We start from the raw sequence: 15663 nt of genomic DNA on the forward strand, positions 1-15663 counted from the left end.
GCGGCCCTCACAGCAGTCCCACGGCGGTGTCTACGGCGGCGGCGACGTCTCCGTCCGCCGGGTAGAGCAGCGAGCGGCCGACCACCAGGCCGCGCACGGTGGGGAGTTGGAGGGCGCCGCGCCACTTCTCGTAGGCGCCGTCCTGGTCGTCGCCGACCTCGCCGCCGAGGAGCACGGCGGGGAGGGTGGAGGTCTCCATGACCCGGGCCATGTCGTCCGGGTTCTCGGTGACCGGGAGCTTGAGCCAGGTGTAGGCCGAAGTGCCGCCCAGGCCCGAGGAGATGGCGATGGACTTGATGACGGCATCGGCGGAGAGGTCGTTCTTCAGCTTGCCCTCGTCCGTGCGGCGGCTGATGAACGGCTCGACGAACAACGGGAGTTGACGCGCGGCCATGTCGTCGATGGCGCGGGCGGTGGACTCCAGGGTGGTGAGGGAGCCCGGGTCGTCGTAGTCGATGCGCAGGAGCAGCTTGCCCGCGTCGAAGTTGAGGCGCTCGATGTCCTGGGCGCGGTGGCCGGTGAAGCGGTCATCGAGTTCGAAGCCGGCGCCCTGGAGGCCGCCGCGGTTCATCGAGCCCATGACGACCTTGCCGTCGAGGGCGCCGAGGAGGAGCAGGTCGTCCAGGATGTCGGCGGTCGCGAGGACGCCGTCGACGCCGGGCCGGGACAGGGCGAGGCAGAGGCGTTCGAGCAGTTCGGCGCGGTTGGCCATGGCGAACTTGTGGTCGCCGACGCCGAGCGCGCCGCGGGCCGGGTGGTCGGCGGCGACGATCATCAGCCGGCCGGCGTCGTTGAGCAGTGGGCGGCGGACCCGGCGGGCGGCGGCCTCGGCGATCGCCTCGGGGTGCCGGGCGCGGACGCGGACGAGCTCCGAGATGTCGACGCGGGGGCCGGGGCCGCCCTCGTGACCGGAGGGGCGTGAGGGATCGGTGGGGCGTGAGGGATCGGTGGGGCTCGAAGGGCCGGTGAGACCGTCGCCGCCCTCGTGTTCGTGCTCGTGCTCGGCGCCCGCCACGCGGCCGGCCCTCACAGGACCGCTCCGGCGGCGACGGCGTCCTCGACCTCGGTGACGGTGGGCATCGCGGACGAGCACTCCAGGCGGGAGGCGACGATCGCGCCGGCCGCGTTGGCGTGCCGCATGATCTTCTCCAGGTCCCAGCCGGACAGCAGGCCGTGGCAGAGCGAGCCGCCGAAGGCGTCACCGGCGCCGAGTCCGTTGAGGACGGTCACGGGCAGCGGGGGCACCTCGGCGGTCGTACCGTCGCGGTGCACGGCCAGGACGCCCTTGGGGCCCTGCTTGACGACGGCGAGTTCGACACCGGCGTCCAGGAGCGCGCGGGCGGCGGCGTGCGGTTCGCGTACGCCGGTGGCGACCTCGACCTCGTCGAGGTTGCCGACGGCGACGGTGGTGTGGCGCAGGGCCTCTTCGTAGAAGGGGCGGGCCTCGCTCGGGTCCTTCCAGGCTGCATCTTTCCAAAACGCCGGCCGCCAGTCGAGGTCGAAGACCGTCGTACCGGACTTGGCGCGGTGGGCGAGGGCCGCGAGCGTGGCCGTACGGCTGGGCTCCTCGCTCAGGCCGGTGCCGGTGATCCAGAAGATGCGGGCCTCGTGGATCGCGTCCAGATCCAGGTCGTGGGCGTCGATCTCCAGGTCCGGGGCCTTGGGCTGCCGGTAGAAGTACAGCGGGAAGTCGTCCGGCGGGAAGATCTCGCAGAAGGTGACCGGGGTCGGGTAGTCCGGGACGGGCGTGACCCAGCGGTCGTCGACGCCGAAGTCGCGCAGCGCCTCGTGCAGGTAGGTGCCGAAGGGGTCGGCGCCGGTGCGCGAGACCAGGGCGACCTCGCGGCCCAGCCGGGCGGCGGCGACCGCGACGTTCGCCGCCGAGCCGCCGAGGAACTTCCCGAAGGTCGTCACCTGGGGCAGCGGCACGCCCGTCTGCAGCGGATAGAGGTCCACCCCTAGCCGCCCCATGGTGATCAGGTCGTACGCCATCGACTTCCCTTCGCGCCCGCGCGTGCGGTCCCCCTGAGGACCGGATGCGGAGCGGCTTCGTTTCGGCTCTCCACGGTTTGTAGTCCCGGTGGCCGAGCCCTGTCAATGTTTTGTCCAGACATTCGGACGAGACGGGGGTGGGTTGGGGGTAAGGGCTTGCACTGTGACGGTTGTGTCCCGTTGTTTGTCGAGTGCGGTCCGGCTGTGGCTGAGCGCGCAGTTCCCCGCGCCCCTATCGGGGCGCTGCAGTCCCGTAGGACTATCAGTGGATGTCTGTTGCTGCCGTGCACACCCGGCGCGGGCACGGGCCCGACGGGTCCTGGGAGACCGCGCTCGCCGCGCCCCACGCCCGGCTGCGGCCCGGGGTGATCAGTTATCGGGGGATGCGGCTCGACCTGGCGCGGCCCCGGGCGCGGCTGGAGGCGCCGATCGGGGCGGCGACGTTGCTGCTCGGGTTCGAGGGGGCGGTGCGGATCTCGCGGGCGGGGCGGCCTACGGTGACGCTGGGGTCCGTGTTCTGCGGGCCTACGACCACTGCGGCGCTCGGCGAACACAGCGGGCGGCTCGCGGGAGTTGAGGTCCTGCTGATGCCGTGGGCGGCGTTCACGCTGTTCGGCACGGCTCAGCACGAACTCGCCGACCGGGTGGTCGATCCGGACGAACTCCCGCACGTACTCGGCTCCCGCTGGGCCGGGATCGGCGAACTGGCCGCCGCGCTCGCCGCGTTGCCGACCTGGGCGGCCCGATTCGGGCTGCTGGACGACGTGTTGACCCGCTGGACGGCGGCCGGCACGCCGAGTTCGGAGCGGGTGGTGCGGGCCTGGTCGGAGCTGGTGCGGACCCGGGGCTCGGTGCCGGTGCCCCGGCTGGCGGACGAAGTGGGCTGGAGCGTACGGCAGTTGGAGAACCGCTTCCGGGAACAGATCGGCCTCGGCCCCAAGGCGGCGGCACGGGTGCTGAGGTTGCAACGGGCCCGGCGGCTCCTCGCGTCCGGCCACAGCCAGGCGGAGACGGCGGCGGTCTGCGGCTTCTACGACCAGGCGCACCTGAGCGGCGAGTTCAGGGCGATGACGGGGTGTACGCCGGGGCAGTTCGCGGTGGCGCGGGTGAGTCCGGCGGTGGCGCGGTCCGGGATGCCGGCCGGGGACCGGATGACGGGCGAGGCGACGAGTCTGCTGATCGCCCCGGGCCGCGGTGCGGATTTCTCCAAGACCGGCCGAGCACGTTGATGCAGGCTGAGCGCCTGGCCGGTTGATCCCCGGGGCCGCGAGGTCTTCAGCGGGTCACCGGTCCGACGGGGGATGCGGGGGCAGCGGGCCGGACCTGACGCAGCGGGTCCGGCCCGCCTTGGCCGGGGGGGTGACGCAGCGGGTCCGGCCCGCCTTGGCCGGGGGTGAGGCGGGGGCCCGGGGCGCCTTGCCGGGGCGGGAGATCCGGCCTACCTCGCTCGGGGCCAGCGCGGGAGTTCAGAGCCGCCCTGCCTCCCGTCTCAACACGTCCGGTCCACCTCGCCGCCCCAGCACACCCCGCCCCGCACGTCAACGCGCCGCGCCCCCGCGCCCGCGTGCGCCTTTGCGTCACGTGTGTCACAAAAGCCCCCCTCGTGTCACACATATCGCGTGTACGCGGGTTTTGCGTCACACCCGGTCGACAGGCGCTTCCCATCCCTCACTGCGTGTCGTTCACCCGGCACACGCTTGTGATCGCCAGCGCAGCGCACGGCTCCCCCGACGGCCGCCCCCGGCCGCCGCCGCGGCGCGCGCAGGGAGGTGCACTCATGACCGACCGACGGCTCTGGTCGTACAAGGAAATCGCGGCCCACATCCGGGTCCAGCCCGACACCGTCCGCTCGTACCGCAAGCACGGTCTGCTGCCCCCACCCGACCATGTGGAGAGCGGCAAACCGTTCTGGTACGCGGACACGGTCCGGGCGTGGGTGGCCTCCCGGCCCCGGAACCGGGGTCGCGGAGACGACTGAGCCGAGCCGGTGAGGGACCGGGCGCCCGTGCCGCGACGCGGGCGCCCGGCGCCGACGCGGAAAGCGCGTGCCGTAGTCATCCGACTATCCGCTTTACGTCTGAGTGACTCCGCTGTCCACCAACACGCCCTGTATATGGCCTTTTTCTGATGTGACCATTTTGTCGAGCACTGCTTCTGCGACCTCAAGAGGTGCGCATGTCCCGCTATCTGTTCGACAACACGGCCGTCCAGACGGCAGGACGCTTCTCCGTACTTGAGGCCCGCTACGACACCGCGTCCAGAGCGGCGCTGGAGCGCACCGGGCTCAGCCCGGGGTGGAGGTGTCTCGAAGTCGGCGGCGGTGGCGGCTCGTTGGGGAACTGGCTGGGCGAACGGGTCGGACCCGACGGCGAGGTGGTGGTCACGGACATCGATCCGGCCCGCGCCGCGTCCCGCCCGGGAGCGGCCAACGTGCGGGTCCTGCGGCACGACATCACCCACGACCCGCTGCCCGGAGACGGTTTCGACCTGGTGCACGCCCGGCTGGTGCTGCTCCATCTGCCCGAACGGCTACGGGTGTTGGAACTGCTGGCCGGTGCCCTGCGACCGGGGGGCTGGCTCGTCCTGGAGGACTTCGACTGCGGCTGGATCCCCGTGCTGGCCGCACCCGACGACAGCGCGGTACTGCTCTTCGAGCGTCTGCACGCCTCCCTGCTGGCCCTGTTGGAACAGGCCGGTGCCGAACCCCGGTGGGGCCGGCAGGTGGTGGGGGCGATGCTGCGGGCGGGACTTGACCAGGTCACGGCGACCACCTACGCGGAGACGTGGCAGGGCGGCGGGGAGGGGATCGGCCTGCACCGCGTCAACACCGTGCAAGTCGCCGACGGCCTGGCCGAGTTGGGGGTCGGCGCCGGCGAAGTGGCCGCCTTCCTCGCCCTCCTGGACGACCCGCGCTTCGTCGTCAGCTCCTATCCCCTGGTCAGCGCGCTCGGTCGGCGTCCCGGAGAGGAGACCTCGCGATGACCACCGAATACCGGGAAATCCGCCTGCAGTTGACGGAGGAGCCCCTCGCCCTCATGGCCCGGCTCGCCCGGAGCGGCCCGTACGACCAGTACACCGTGTACGAGAACGGCCCGGAGTGGTCGTACGCCGGCGGCGCCCTCGCGACCTTCCGCCTCACGGCGGACGCGGAGGATCTCTCCGCCGTCGAGGAGTGGCTCGCCGATGTGCCGGTGACCGGGTGGCGGGTCTACGGCTGGGCCGCCTTCGAGCTGGGGGCGGCGCTGGCCGGGGTGCGCGGGAGCGGCACGGACCCCGGGGAGGCCCTGCTGCACCTGGTCGTACCGGCCGTGGAGGTGCGGGCCCGCGGGGAGCGGCTGCTGCTCCGCGCCACCGATCCCGGCCAACTCGACGCGCTGGTAGGGCTGGTCGGTGCCGAGGTGCCTGGCGAATCCGGGCCGCCCGAGCCCGTCGGGCGCGTCGGTGTGGCGCTGGACGACACCGGCGGGTACCGCGACGCCGTCACCTCCGCCCTGCACGACCTGCGCGGACCCGGTCCGCTGACGAAGGTGATCCTGTCGCGCCGGGTCGCGGTACCCGTACCACTGGACCTGACCGCCACCTATGTCGTGGGGCGGCGGGCCAACACCCCTGCCCGGTCCTTCCTGTTGAACCTCGGCGGCATCAGCGCGGCCGGCTTCAGCCCGGAGACCGTCGCCGAAGTCACCGGCGACCGGCGGGTGGTGAGCCGGCCGCTGGCCGGGACCCGGGCCCGCACGGGCTCACCGGACGAGGACGCCCGGTTGCGCGCCGACCTCCTGAGCGACCCGAAGGAGGTCCACGAACACGCCATCTCCGTGAAACTGGCGCTGGAGGACCTCGCCCTGGTCTGCGACGACATCTGCACCACCGCGTACATGAACGTCGAGGAACGCGGCACCGTCCAGCACCTCGCCTCCACCGTCGTCGGCCGCCTCCGCGCCGACCGCACCCCCTGGCAGGCCTTCGCCGCCCTGTTCCCCGCGGTCACCGCCACCGGCATCCCGAAGACACCCGCCTACGACGTGATCCGCACGCTGGAGGGCCGCCCCCGGGGCCTGTACGCGGGTGCCGTCCTCACCTACGACGTCTCCGGCGAACTCGACGCCGCGCTCGTCCTGCGCAGCGTCTTCCGGCAGGGCGACCGCTGCTGGCTCCAGGCCGGCGCCGGCATCGTCCGGCAGTCGCAGCCGGCCCGCGAACACGAGGAGACCTGCGAGAAGCTCCGCAGCGTCGCCGACCACCTGGTCCCGGCACCGGACGGGTGAACCGCCCCCCTCGGGGCCGGATTCCGTCAACTGGGTCGGCACAGCGTCCAGTTGGAGGCCTACGGCCGCCTTCGCCGGGCCCGGCCGGTATCCCGAGCCCGTCCTCAACTCCACGGCTCGATGACCGTCACCCCCGCTCCCGGTGCCGTGCCCATCGCGGCCAGTGCCGCCGGTGTCTCGTCCAGGGTGATGGTGGCGGTGGCCAGGAGGTCGGGGCGGAGTACTCCCGATCGGACCAGTTCCAGCATGGGTGGGTAGGTGTGGGCCGCCATGCCGTGGCTGCCGAGGAGTTCGAGTTCCAGGCCGATCGCGCGGGCCATGGGGACCGGGGTCGTGCCGGACGGGGAGGGGAGGAGGCCGACCTGGATGTGGCGGCCCCGGCGGCGCAGGCCGTTCACCGAGGCGGCGCAGGTCGCCGGGGAGCCCAGGGCGTCCAGCGACAAGTGGCCGCCGCCGCCCGTCAGTTCACGTACCGCTCGGGCCGTGTCCGGGGTGCTCGCGCCGTCCACGCACTCCGCCGCCCCGAACTTCCTTGCCAGCGCGAGTGCTTGGGGTGAGATGTCGACCGCGATGACTCGGGCGCCCGCGGCCGCCGCGATCATTACCGCCGACAGGCCGACTCCCCCGCAGCCGTGCACCACCACCCACTCCCCCGGCGCGACCCGGCCCCGCTGCACCACCGCGCGGAACGCCGTCGCGAACCGGCAGCCCAGCGAGGCCGCCGTCGCGAAGGTCATCTCGTCCGGCATCGCGACCAGGTTCACGTCGGCGTGGTCCAGGGCGACGTACTGGGCGAAGGAACCCCAGTGCGTGAAGCCGGGCTGGGTCTGCCGCTCGCACACCTGCTGGTCGCCCGCGGCGCAGGCGGGGCAGGTGCCGCAGGCGCACACGAACGGGACGGTGACTCGGTCGCCGGGGTGCCAGTTGGTGACCCTGGGGCCCACCGTCTCGACCACGCCGGCGAGTTCGTGGCCCGGGACGTGGGGCAGGGTGATGTCCGGGTCGTGGCCCTGCCAGCCGTGCCAGTCGCTTCGGCAGAGGCCGGTGGCTTCTACCCGGACGGTCACTCCGTGGTCTGCGGGGTGGGGGTCGGGTACGTCGCGTACGTTGGCAGGTTCACTGTATTGCTCGAACACCACCGCTCTCATGTGGGCTCCCATCGTCGTTGCGGTCTGCGGGTACGTCGTGGCTGGGCGCGCCCCGCGGCGGAGTCGCAGATTGATACAGCCCCGCGCCCCTTTCGGGGCGCCCAGTCTCAGCCTCTCCTAGACCGAACCGGTCGTGGAACCTTCGCAGCGGGGCCGGCGCCCACCACGTCGCCCTTCCCGTCAGTCTCATCACCGCCGGGACCAGCAGGCTTCGGACGATCATCGCGTCCATCAGTACCGCGAGGGCGATGCCGAGGCCCAGCATCTTGGTGTTGGTGACCCGGGACGTGCCGATCGCGATCATCACCACCGCGAGGATGACCGCGGCGGCGGTTATCAGGCCGCCTGTGCGCTGGAGGCCGTGGCGGACCGCCTCGTTGTGGTCGCCCGTGCGGTCGTACTCCTCCTTGATGCGGGAGAGCAGGAACACGCCGTAGTCCATGGAGAGTCCGAAGGCCACGCAGAACATCAGGACCGGGAGGGTGGTTTCTATGGAGCCGGTGCTGGTGAAGCCGAGGAGGCCGGAGAGGTGGCCGTCCTGGAAGACCCAGACGACCGCGCCGAACATCGCCGTGAGGCTGAGCGCGTTGAGCAGGACCGCCTGGACCGGGATCAGCACGCTGCCGGTCAGGAGGAAGACCAGGAGCAGGGTGACGACGGCGATGAGGGCGGCCGCCCAGGGCAGGCGGGTGGCTATCGCGTGCTTGGAGTCGACCAGGACGGCCGCCGTGCCGGTCACCTTGGTGGTGAAGGGGGCGTCCGTGGCGCGCAGGTCGCCGACCAGGTGCTGGGCCGCGGTGTCGACCGCCTCGCCCGTGGGCAGCACCGTGAAGTACGCCGAGTCGCCCTTCACCAGGGGGCCGTCCACCCGTGTCACCTCGGGGAGTTGGGCGATCCTGGCCTTGTACGCGGTGTACTGCGCCTGGGTCGCCCGACCCTCGGCGAGCACTTCGAGGCCGCCGCCGGGGTTGCCCGGGAAGCCGTCGCGGATGTGCTGCTGCACGACGTGCGACTCGGCGCCCGAGGGCAGTTGGCGGTCGTCCGCGGTGCCGAACTTCACGCCCAGGAAGGGCAGTCCGAGGAGGACGAGGACGGCGGCGGTGGCGAGGGCGAAGAAGGGGGCCCTGCGCATCACCAGGCTCGCTGTGCGGGCCCAGCCCGTGCCCTCCTCGCCGGAGACCTTCGCCGGGCGGCCCCGGCGGAACAGGCGCCGTAGATCGAGGGAGTTGACCCGTTGGCCGAGCAGCAGCAGGGCCGCCGGGAGAAGGATCAGGGCGGCCGCCGCGGCCAGGAGGACCACAGCGATGCCCGCGTAGGCGAAGGAGCGCAGGAAGTACATCGGGAAGACCAGCATCGCGGCCAGGGAGACCGCGACCGTGAGGGCGGAGAAGAGCACCGTGCGGCCGGCCGTGCGCAGGGTGGTGGCGATAGCCGTCAACGGGTCGGCGCCGGTGGCCAGTTCCTCGCGGAAGCGGCGGACGATGAACAGGGCGTAGTCGATGGCCAGTCCCAGGCCCAGGGCCGTGGTGAGGTTCATCGCGAAGACCGAGACGTCGGTGAACTCCGTGAGGCCGCGCAGCACCGCGTTGGTCCCGAGGATCGCGACGATGCCGATGCCCAGGGGCAGCAGGGCCGCGATCGCGGAGCCGAAGACCATCACCAGCAGGAGCAGGGTCACCGGCAGGGCGATCATCTCCGCGCGGGCCAGGTCCTCCTTGATGATCGTCTGCATCTCGTGGCGGACCGCGACGATGCCGCCGACCCTGACGTGCACCGGGCCGTGCGTGCCCCGGAGGGTGGGCGCGATGCGGTCCAGGGTGTCGTTCGTCGCCTTCTCGTCGCCCGTGAGGTGGGCGGCGATCAGCGCCTCGTGTCCGTCCTTCGCACGCAGGGACGGGGATTTGGTCTGCCAGTAGGAGCCGACGCCGGTGACGCCCGACTCGCTCGCCAGGCGGGCGGTGAGGCGGTCGGCCTCGGCGGTGACCGCCGGGTCGTCCACCGAGGCGCTGCCGGAGTCGACGAGCAGCAGGAGGTTGGGCTGCGAGGCCGGGAACTCGCGCTCCAGCGCCTTGGTCGCGTACGTCGACTGGGCGTTCGGGTCCTCCCAGCCGCCGCTGCCCAGCCGGTCGGCGACTCCGCTGCCGGCGACCACGGCGAGCGCGGTGAGCACCAGGGCCACAAGCAGCGACAACCTGGGGCGGGTGGTCACGAAACGCGTCCATCCCCCGAGCCGCGGCGGGCTGTTGACTTCGGTCATCGTGCGATGCTCCCCTTCACCTCGACCCGGCTCCGCGCAGAGCGGTGGCATGGGGCGGCCCTGCAATAGAATGGGAAACACGAGATACCGCTCGCGTTTCGCCGGAGCACCAGAATGCGAGCGGCCGCTCGTGTTTGTCAACGTCGTTCGGAGAGCTGGGGATAACTCGTGCCCGTGGACCAGGAGAAGACAGGCCCCCGTCGCCAGGCCCGCGGCGAGCGCCGCATCGCCCAGCTGCTGGAGGCCGCCGCCTCCGTCTTCTGCACGACGGGCTACACCGCGTCCAGCACCAACGCCATCGCCCGCGAGGCCGGCGTCTCACCGGGCACGCTCTACCAGTTCTTCCCGAACAAGGAAGCGATCGCGATCGAGCTGGGCGACCGGCTGGTGCACGAGATGCGGGACACCTACGGCGAGGTACTGGCCCCGGTCGACCCGTCGACCCCGCTGGAGGAGGCCGTCGGTACCGCGGTCGACGGTTTCATCGCCTTCAACTGCCTGCACCCGGTGTTCTTCGCCCTGATGCACGGCCCGGACATCCCCGGGCGGCTCACCGAGGAGCACGACGCGCTGCACGCGAACCTGCTCGCCCGGGTCGAGGCGCTGATCGCGTTCTACCTCCCCGGCGCCCCCACCGCCGACATCGCCCGCACCGCGCGCATGTGCTTCGGCCTCTACAAGGCCGGCCTCGAACTGGTCCTCTCCCACGAGGGCACCGAACGCGAGGCCTACGTCCAGGAGTTGAAGAACGTCCTGATCCGCTACCTGGCCCCGATGGTCACCGCGGCGCGGACCACGGCCTGAGGCGCGAACCCCCGCATCCTCACCACGACTCCATCCCCGCGGCCGCCCCCTCCCCCGGAACCCGCTCCCCCCGCAACCGTAGCGCGACCAGCGGAAACACCAGGACCGACACCATCGCCGCCCCCACCAGCGCGGCCGCGTCCGCCGGCTTCAGCACCTTGTCGTCGACCCCGATGGTGGTGATCGCGACGACCAGTGGCAGCGCGGTCGAGGCGAAGAGCGTGAGTGCGCGCCGGTCCCGTCGTACGAGATCGCGCGGGGCCAGGACGTAGACCGGAAGGCCGCGGACGAGCAGGAAGAGGGCCAGGAACACCGGGAGCAGGAGCAGGGCGTGGCCGCCGGAGAGCAGCGCGTCCAGGTCGAACTCGATGCCGGTGACCACGAAGAACACAGGCACCAGGAAGCCAAAGCCCATCGCCTCCACCTTCTCCAGGACCGAACCCGCGCTCTCCGGGGCCGCACCATGCAGCACCAGGCGGGTGATCAGGCCCGCGGCGAAGGCGCCGAGAAGGGTGTCGAGGCCGAGGGCCCCGGAGACGCCCAGCATGACGGCCAGGAGGAGCACCACCAGCCGTACGGCGAACTGGCCGCTGCTGTGCAGGGTCTTGGCGATGACCCGGGAGAACCACGGCGGACGCGGGCGCATCGCCCACCACACAGCCGCGGCCGTGAGCAGGGCGAACACGGCGAGCACCGCCGTCGAGCGGCCGGGCGCCCGGCCGCTCAGCAGCAGCGCCATCGCGATGACCGGCCCGAACTCGCCCACCGCGCCGACCGCCAGCATCACGGAGCCGAAGCGCGAGTGCAGGTCACCCGCGTCGCGCAGCACCGGCAGGACCGTGCCGAGGGCGGTGCTGGTGAGGGCCGTACCGATGTAGACACCCTTGGACCAGCCGGAGAGGAGGGTGGCCAGGGCCAGGCCCACGGCCAAAGAGATCAGCCACGCACGTACCGACCGTTTGAGCGTGTCCCCCCGGATCTTGTCGAACTCGATCTCGTACCCGGCGAGGAAGATCAGCATCGTCAGACCGAGGTCGGAGAGCGTATCGATCACCTGTCCGTCGCCCGCCCAGCCGAGTACGTCGGGACCGACGAGGATGCCCAGCAGGATCTCGAAGATGACCAGCGGGACCGGGAGCCGGCGGCCGATCGCGTAGGCCAGCAGGGGTGCCAGTACGGCGATGGCCATGATCAGGATGAGCGTCCCGGACTGCGACATGAGGCGTATCTACCATAAAGTGCCGGTAAATCTGCCCTGTAGGAGTACGAGGGGATTTGCCGTGACCTACTCTCCGCCGCCCGGTGCGCCCCGGGCCCGTATCCCCGGGCCGCAGCAGCCACCGCCGACGTACCCCCAGATCCGTACCGGCCTGTGGAAGCACTGTCTGGGCGGCGGGCTGGCGCTGTGGGTGCTGACCGCGCTGGTCACGTACACGACGAAGAACACCACCCTGTTGCCGACGCTGATCCTGCTCGGCAGCTTCCTGGTGCCGGTGACCTTCGTCCTGTGGGCGTACGAACGGCACGGGCGGGACCTGGGCGTCAGCGTGATCCTCGGCTGCTTCCTGACCGGTGGCACGCTCGGGGTGCTGGGCGCCTCGGTGATGGAGTACTACCTGCTGCACCCCTCCTTGTGGATGTTCGTCGGCGTCGGCCTCATCGAGGAGGCCGTCAAGCTCGGGGCACTGGTGTTCGTGCTGCGCCGGCAGCCCCGGCTGCACGGGATGCGCGCCGGGCTGGTACTCGGCGCGACGGTCGGCTTCGGCTTCGCGGCCCTGGAGAGCGCCGGGTACGCGTTCAACGCGGCCGTCTCCACCAAGGGCATCGATCTGCGGGCGCTCCTGGAGACCGAGATCCTGCGCGGCGTCCTCGCGCCCTTCGGGCACGGCCTGTGGACGGCGATCGCGGGTGGCGTCCTGCTCACGTACCGGCAGTTGAACGGGCGCTTCCGGTTCACCGCCCCGGTCGTCGGCACGTATCTCGGCGTCTCCTTGCTGCACGCCCTGTGGGACTCGACGCACGGCATCGCCATCTGGCTGGTGGCCCGGCTGTCGAGTACCGGCCTGGACAAGCAGCTGTTCGCCCAGGGGTACATCCCGAGTCCGACCGACCAACAGGAGCATCTGTTCACGATGTTCTCGGTGGGCGGGATGGTGCTCGTCGCCCTGCTCGGCATCGCCTGGGTACGGTCGCTGGCCCGGCGCGACCCCTCTTGGAGAAATACCCCCTAGGGGTATAGTCTGGGGACAGAGTGAGCCACCGTGGGCCACTCCGACCCCGCACGCCTCCACGAGGAGAACGACATGACCGCCCAGACCGACACCCAGGGTTCCGTCACCACCGTCTACAAGGTGAGCGGGATGAGCTGCGGACACTGCGAGGGTTCCGTCTCCGGCGAGATCTCCGGGCTGCCCGGCGTCACCTCGGTGAAGGCCGTCGCGTCGACCGGCGAGGTCACCGTCGTCTCCGCCGCCCCGCTCGACGACGAGACCGTCCGCGCGGCGGTCGACGAGGCGGGCTTCGAGCTCGTCGGCCAGGTCTGACCGGCATCAGCCCGAGCAACACCCGCACGACGATTCTGCTTTCCGAGCGGGCCGTGCCGACCAGCTGATACTGCCTCCGCACGGTCCGGTCCGATGTCTGGAGTCCGGACATGACCAGCACCACCACAGCGACACCCACCAGCGCAGAGACACCCATAGGCGCGGCCCCCGAATCGGCCGCCGCCGAGGTCGAATTGCTCATCGGCGGGATGACCTGCGCCTCCTGCGCGGCCCGCGTCGAGAAGAAGCTCAACCGCATGGACGGCGTCAGCGCCACAGTCAACTACGCGACCGAGAAGGCGAAGGTCAGCTATCCGGCGGGCATCCAGGTCGCCGACCTCATCGCGACCGTGGTGAAGACCGGGTACACCGCCGAGGAACCCGCGCCGCCGGAGCCGGAGCCGGAGGCCCCTGAGGACGCCCCGGATCCCGAACTCGCCTCCCTGCGCGAGCGGTTGACCGTCTCCGCCCTTCTCGCCGCACCCGTCGTGCTGCTCTCGATGATCCCGGCCCTCCAGTTCGACAACTGGCAGTGGCTCGCGCTCACCCTCGCCGCACCCGTCGTCGTCTGGGGCGGACTCCCGTTCCACAAGGCCGCGTTCACCAACGCACGGCACGGCGCCGCCACCATGGACACCCTCGTCTCGGTCGGCACGCTCGCCGCGTTCGGCTGGTCGCTGTGGGCGCTGTTCTTCGGCGACGCGGGCATGGCAGGCATGCACGACGAGTTCCGCCTCACCGTCTCGCGCACGGACGGCGCCTCGACGATCTACCTCGAAGTGGCCGCCGGAGTCGTCGCGTTGATCCTCCTGGGCCGCTACCTGGAGGCCCGCTCCAAGCGCCGTGCGGGCGCGGCCCTGCGCGCGCTCATGCAACTGGGCGCCAAGGACGTCGCCGTACTGCGGGACGGCCGTGAAGTACGGCTGCCCGTGGCCGAGTTGGCGGTCGGCGACCGTTTCGTCGTACGGCCCGGGGAGAAGATCGCGACCGACGGCACCGTCGTCGAGGGCGCATCGGCGGTCGACGCGTCGATGCTGACCGGCGAGTCGGTGCCGGTGGACGTGGCACCGGGTGACACCGTCACCGGCGCGACCGTGAACGCCGGCGGGCGACTCGTCGTAGCGGCGAGCCGTGTCGGGTCGGACACCCAACTCGCCCGCATGGCACGGCTGGTGGAGGACGCGCAGAACGGCAAGGCCGAGGTGCAGCGGCTCGCGGACCGGATCGCCGGGATCTTCGTGCCGGTGGTGCTGCTGATCGCGCTCGGCACGTTCGGGGTGTGGCTCGGAGCCACCGGCGACGTGGCTGCCGCGTTCACCGCGGCCGTCGCCGTGCTGATCATCGCCTGTCCGTGCGCGCTGGGCCTGGCCACCCCGACCGCCCTCATGGTCGGCACCGGCCGCGGCGCCCAGCTCGGCATCCTGATCAAGGGCCCCGAGGTCCTGGAGTCCACCCGCCGCGTCGACACGGTCGTCCTCGACAAGACCGGCACGATCACCACCGGCCGCATGACCCTCCAGGAGGTCTACGTCGCCGAAGGCACCGACGAGCGGGAGTTGCTGCGGCTCGCGGGCGCCCTGGAGCACGCCTCCGAGCACCCCGTCGCGCGGGCCGTCGCGGCGGGCGCGGAGGAGCGGGTCGGACCGCTGCCGTCCGCCGAGCACTTCGAGAACGTGCCCGGGCGCGGCGTACGCGGCCGCGTGGAGGGCCGTGACGTGGCCGTGGGGCGCCTCTACGACGATCTCCCGGAGGAGTTGGCCCGCGCCAGGTCCGAGGCCGAGAGCGGCGGACGTACGGCCGTGGTGGTCGGTTGGGGCGGAGAGGCGCGCGGGATCGTCGCGGTCGCTGACGCGATCAAGGAGACGAGCGCCGAGGCCGTACGGGAGCTGCGCGCGCTCGGGCTCACTCCGGTGCTGCTGACCGGCGACAACCGCGCGGTCGCGGAAGCCGTGGCCGCCGCCGTCGGGATCGCCCCCGGGGATGTCATCGCCGAGGTGCTGCCCGAGGACAAGGTCGCCGTCGTACGACGGCTGCAGGGCGAGGGGCGGAGCGTCGCCATGGTCGGCGACGGTGTGAACGACGCCGCCGCGCTCGCCACCGCCGATCTCGGGCTCGCGATGGGCACCGGGACGGACGCGGCGATCGAGGCGAGCGATCTGACGCTGGTGCGCGGGGACCTGCGGGTGGCCGCGGACGCGATCCGGCTGTCCCGGCGGACGCTCAGCACGATCAAGGGCAATCTCGTGTGGGCTTTTGGATACAACGTGGCGGCGCTCCCGCTCGCCGCCGCGGGGATGCTGAATCCCATGATTGCGGGGGCCGCGATGGCCTTCTCGTCGGTGTTCGTGGTCTCCAACAGCCTGCGACTTCGGACATTTCGCTGAAGTTCCGCAAAGTTACCGGGAGTTACGGGAAGTCGAAGTAAGAGTCCCCCTAGAGACGGACGACGGCCTCACATAAGCTCTTCACAAGGCTCGCGCATCATCCTTACGCTGGGGTCCCGACCACGACATCGGGGCTCTTGCGCATCTAACGGACATATGCAAGAGACGCAGATCACAGTGATGTGAACGTAACCATCGAAGGGGTTCGAAGGTCTAAGTTGACGATGTCAGCAAGCGTCTTGGGGGGCGCGAACTGGCATCTGAGGATGT

General features: G+C 71.4%; 13 protein-coding genes. 8 read left to right on the forward strand and 5 right to left on the reverse strand.

Features of this window, described 5'->3' with window-relative positions; all coding sequences use genetic code 11:
* Nucleotides 1-7: 7 nt before the first annotated feature.
* Nucleotides 8-877 carry a deoxyribose-phosphate aldolase gene (locus tag ACGFY9_RS20185; RefSeq protein WP_393755971.1) on the reverse strand — a complete coding sequence of 290 codons (870 nt, stop codon included), beginning with the start codon at nt 875-877 and terminating at the stop codon, nt 8-10.
* A gap of 149 nt (nt 878-1026) precedes the next feature.
* A complete protein-coding gene (iolC, locus tag ACGFY9_RS20190) occupies nt 1027-1992 on the reverse strand; it encodes a 5-dehydro-2-deoxygluconokinase (protein WP_393755811.1) in 966 nt (321 codons plus the stop codon).
* A gap of 269 nt (nt 1993-2261) precedes the next feature.
* Here iolC and ACGFY9_RS20195 point away from each other — a divergent pair, with 269 nt between their 5' ends.
* The 4 genes from ACGFY9_RS20195 (at nt 2262) to ACGFY9_RS20210 (ending at nt 6257) form a co-directional block, all read left to right on the forward strand.
* The gene (locus ACGFY9_RS20195; RefSeq protein WP_393755813.1) at nt 2262-3221 is read left to right on the forward strand and encodes a helix-turn-helix domain-containing protein; all 960 of its coding nucleotides are present in this window, start codon (nt 2262-2264) and stop codon (nt 3219-3221) included.
* A gap of 548 nt (nt 3222-3769) precedes the next feature.
* A complete protein-coding gene (locus tag ACGFY9_RS20200; protein WP_393755815.1) occupies nt 3770-3970 on the forward strand; it encodes a helix-turn-helix transcriptional regulator in 201 nt (66 codons plus the stop codon).
* A gap of 197 nt (nt 3971-4167) precedes the next feature.
* Nucleotides 4168-4974 (forward strand): class I SAM-dependent methyltransferase, encoded by an 807-nt coding sequence (locus tag ACGFY9_RS20205; RefSeq protein WP_393755817.1) that lies wholly within the window; start codon nt 4168-4170, stop codon nt 4972-4974.
* The gene (locus tag ACGFY9_RS20210) at nt 4971-6257 is read left to right on the forward strand and encodes a salicylate synthase (protein ID WP_393755819.1); all 1287 of its coding nucleotides are present in this window, start codon (nt 4971-4973) and stop codon (nt 6255-6257) included. Before ACGFY9_RS20205 ends, ACGFY9_RS20210 begins: the two co-directional genes overlap by 4 nt.
* Before the next feature lie 104 nt (nt 6258-6361).
* On the opposite strand, the gene ACGFY9_RS20215 is transcribed toward ACGFY9_RS20210, so the two are convergent.
* Nucleotides 6362-7405, reverse strand: coding sequence for a zinc-dependent alcohol dehydrogenase family protein (locus ACGFY9_RS20215; protein ID WP_393755821.1), 1044 nt, complete (start codon nt 7403-7405; stop codon nt 6362-6364).
* Complete coding sequence (locus tag ACGFY9_RS20220; protein WP_393755823.1) at nt 7374-9662, reverse strand: MMPL family transporter; 2289 nt, start codon at nt 9660-9662, stop codon at nt 7374-7376. The genes ACGFY9_RS20215 and ACGFY9_RS20220 overlap by 32 nt, the downstream gene beginning before the upstream one ends.
* Before the next feature lie 168 nt (nt 9663-9830).
* Here ACGFY9_RS20220 and ACGFY9_RS20225 point away from each other — a divergent pair, with 168 nt between their 5' ends.
* A complete protein-coding gene (locus ACGFY9_RS20225) occupies nt 9831-10466 on the forward strand; it encodes a TetR family transcriptional regulator (RefSeq protein ID WP_393755824.1) in 636 nt (211 codons plus the stop codon).
* Between the two features lie 19 nt (nt 10467-10485).
* Here ACGFY9_RS20225 and ACGFY9_RS20230 read toward each other — a convergent pair whose 3' ends face one another.
* Nucleotides 10486-11685, reverse strand: a complete 1200-nt coding sequence (locus ACGFY9_RS20230) for a cation:proton antiporter (RefSeq protein WP_393755826.1) — start codon at nt 11683-11685, stop codon at nt 10486-10488.
* A 61-nt stretch (nt 11686-11746) separates the two neighbouring features.
* Between ACGFY9_RS20230 and ACGFY9_RS20235 the strand changes: the two genes are divergently transcribed.
* The 3 genes from ACGFY9_RS20235 to ACGFY9_RS20245 all read left to right on the forward strand — a co-directional run bounded on the left by ACGFY9_RS20235 (nt 11747) and on the right by ACGFY9_RS20245 (nt 15393).
* Nucleotides 11747-12697 (forward strand): PrsW family intramembrane metalloprotease, encoded by a 951-nt coding sequence (locus tag ACGFY9_RS20235; protein ID WP_393755828.1) that lies wholly within the window; start codon nt 11747-11749, stop codon nt 12695-12697.
* 72 nt (nt 12698-12769) lie between these two features.
* Nucleotides 12770-13009, forward strand: coding sequence for a heavy-metal-associated domain-containing protein (locus ACGFY9_RS20240; RefSeq protein WP_384155669.1), 240 nt, complete (start codon nt 12770-12772; stop codon nt 13007-13009).
* Between the two features lie 110 nt (nt 13010-13119).
* A complete protein-coding gene (locus ACGFY9_RS20245; RefSeq protein WP_393755830.1) occupies nt 13120-15393 on the forward strand; it encodes a heavy metal translocating P-type ATPase in 2274 nt (757 codons plus the stop codon).
* Nucleotides 15394-15663 lie beyond the last annotated feature (270 nt).

This window comes from Streptomyces sp. NPDC048504 (assembly GCF_043200035.1).
In the GTDB taxonomy this organism is placed as follows: domain Bacteria; phylum Actinomycetota; class Actinomycetes; order Streptomycetales; family Streptomycetaceae; genus Streptomyces.

Excerpts from the sequence above, each read along its gene's own strand:
- ACGFY9_RS20220 (WP_393755823.1), bottom strand. The coding sequence starts at position 9,662 with ATGACCGAAGTCAACAGCCCGCCGCGGCTCGGGGGATGGACGCGTTTC.
- ACGFY9_RS20205 (WP_393755817.1), top strand. The coding sequence starts at position 4,168 with ATGTCCCGCTATCTGTTCGACAACACGGCCGTCCAGACGGCAGGACGC.
- ACGFY9_RS20230 (WP_393755826.1), bottom strand. The coding sequence starts at position 11,685 with ATGTCGCAGTCCGGGACGCTCATCCTGATCATGGCCATCGCCGTACTG.
- ACGFY9_RS20240 (WP_384155669.1), top strand. The coding sequence starts at position 12,770 with ATGACCGCCCAGACCGACACCCAGGGTTCCGTCACCACCGTCTACAAG.
- ACGFY9_RS20210 (WP_393755819.1), top strand. The coding sequence starts at position 4,971 with ATGACCACCGAATACCGGGAAATCCGCCTGCAGTTGACGGAGGAGCCC.
- ACGFY9_RS20215 (WP_393755821.1), bottom strand. The coding sequence starts at position 7,405 with ATGAGAGCGGTGGTGTTCGAGCAATACAGTGAACCTGCCAACGTACGC.
- ACGFY9_RS20195 (WP_393755813.1), top strand. The coding sequence starts at position 2,262 with ATGTCTGTTGCTGCCGTGCACACCCGGCGCGGGCACGGGCCCGACGGG.
- iolC (WP_393755811.1), bottom strand. The coding sequence starts at position 1,992 with ATGGCGTACGACCTGATCACCATGGGGCGGCTAGGGGTGGACCTCTAT.
- ACGFY9_RS20245 (WP_393755830.1), top strand. The coding sequence starts at position 13,120 with ATGACCAGCACCACCACAGCGACACCCACCAGCGCAGAGACACCCATA.
- ACGFY9_RS20200 (WP_393755815.1), top strand. The coding sequence starts at position 3,770 with ATGACCGACCGACGGCTCTGGTCGTACAAGGAAATCGCGGCCCACATC.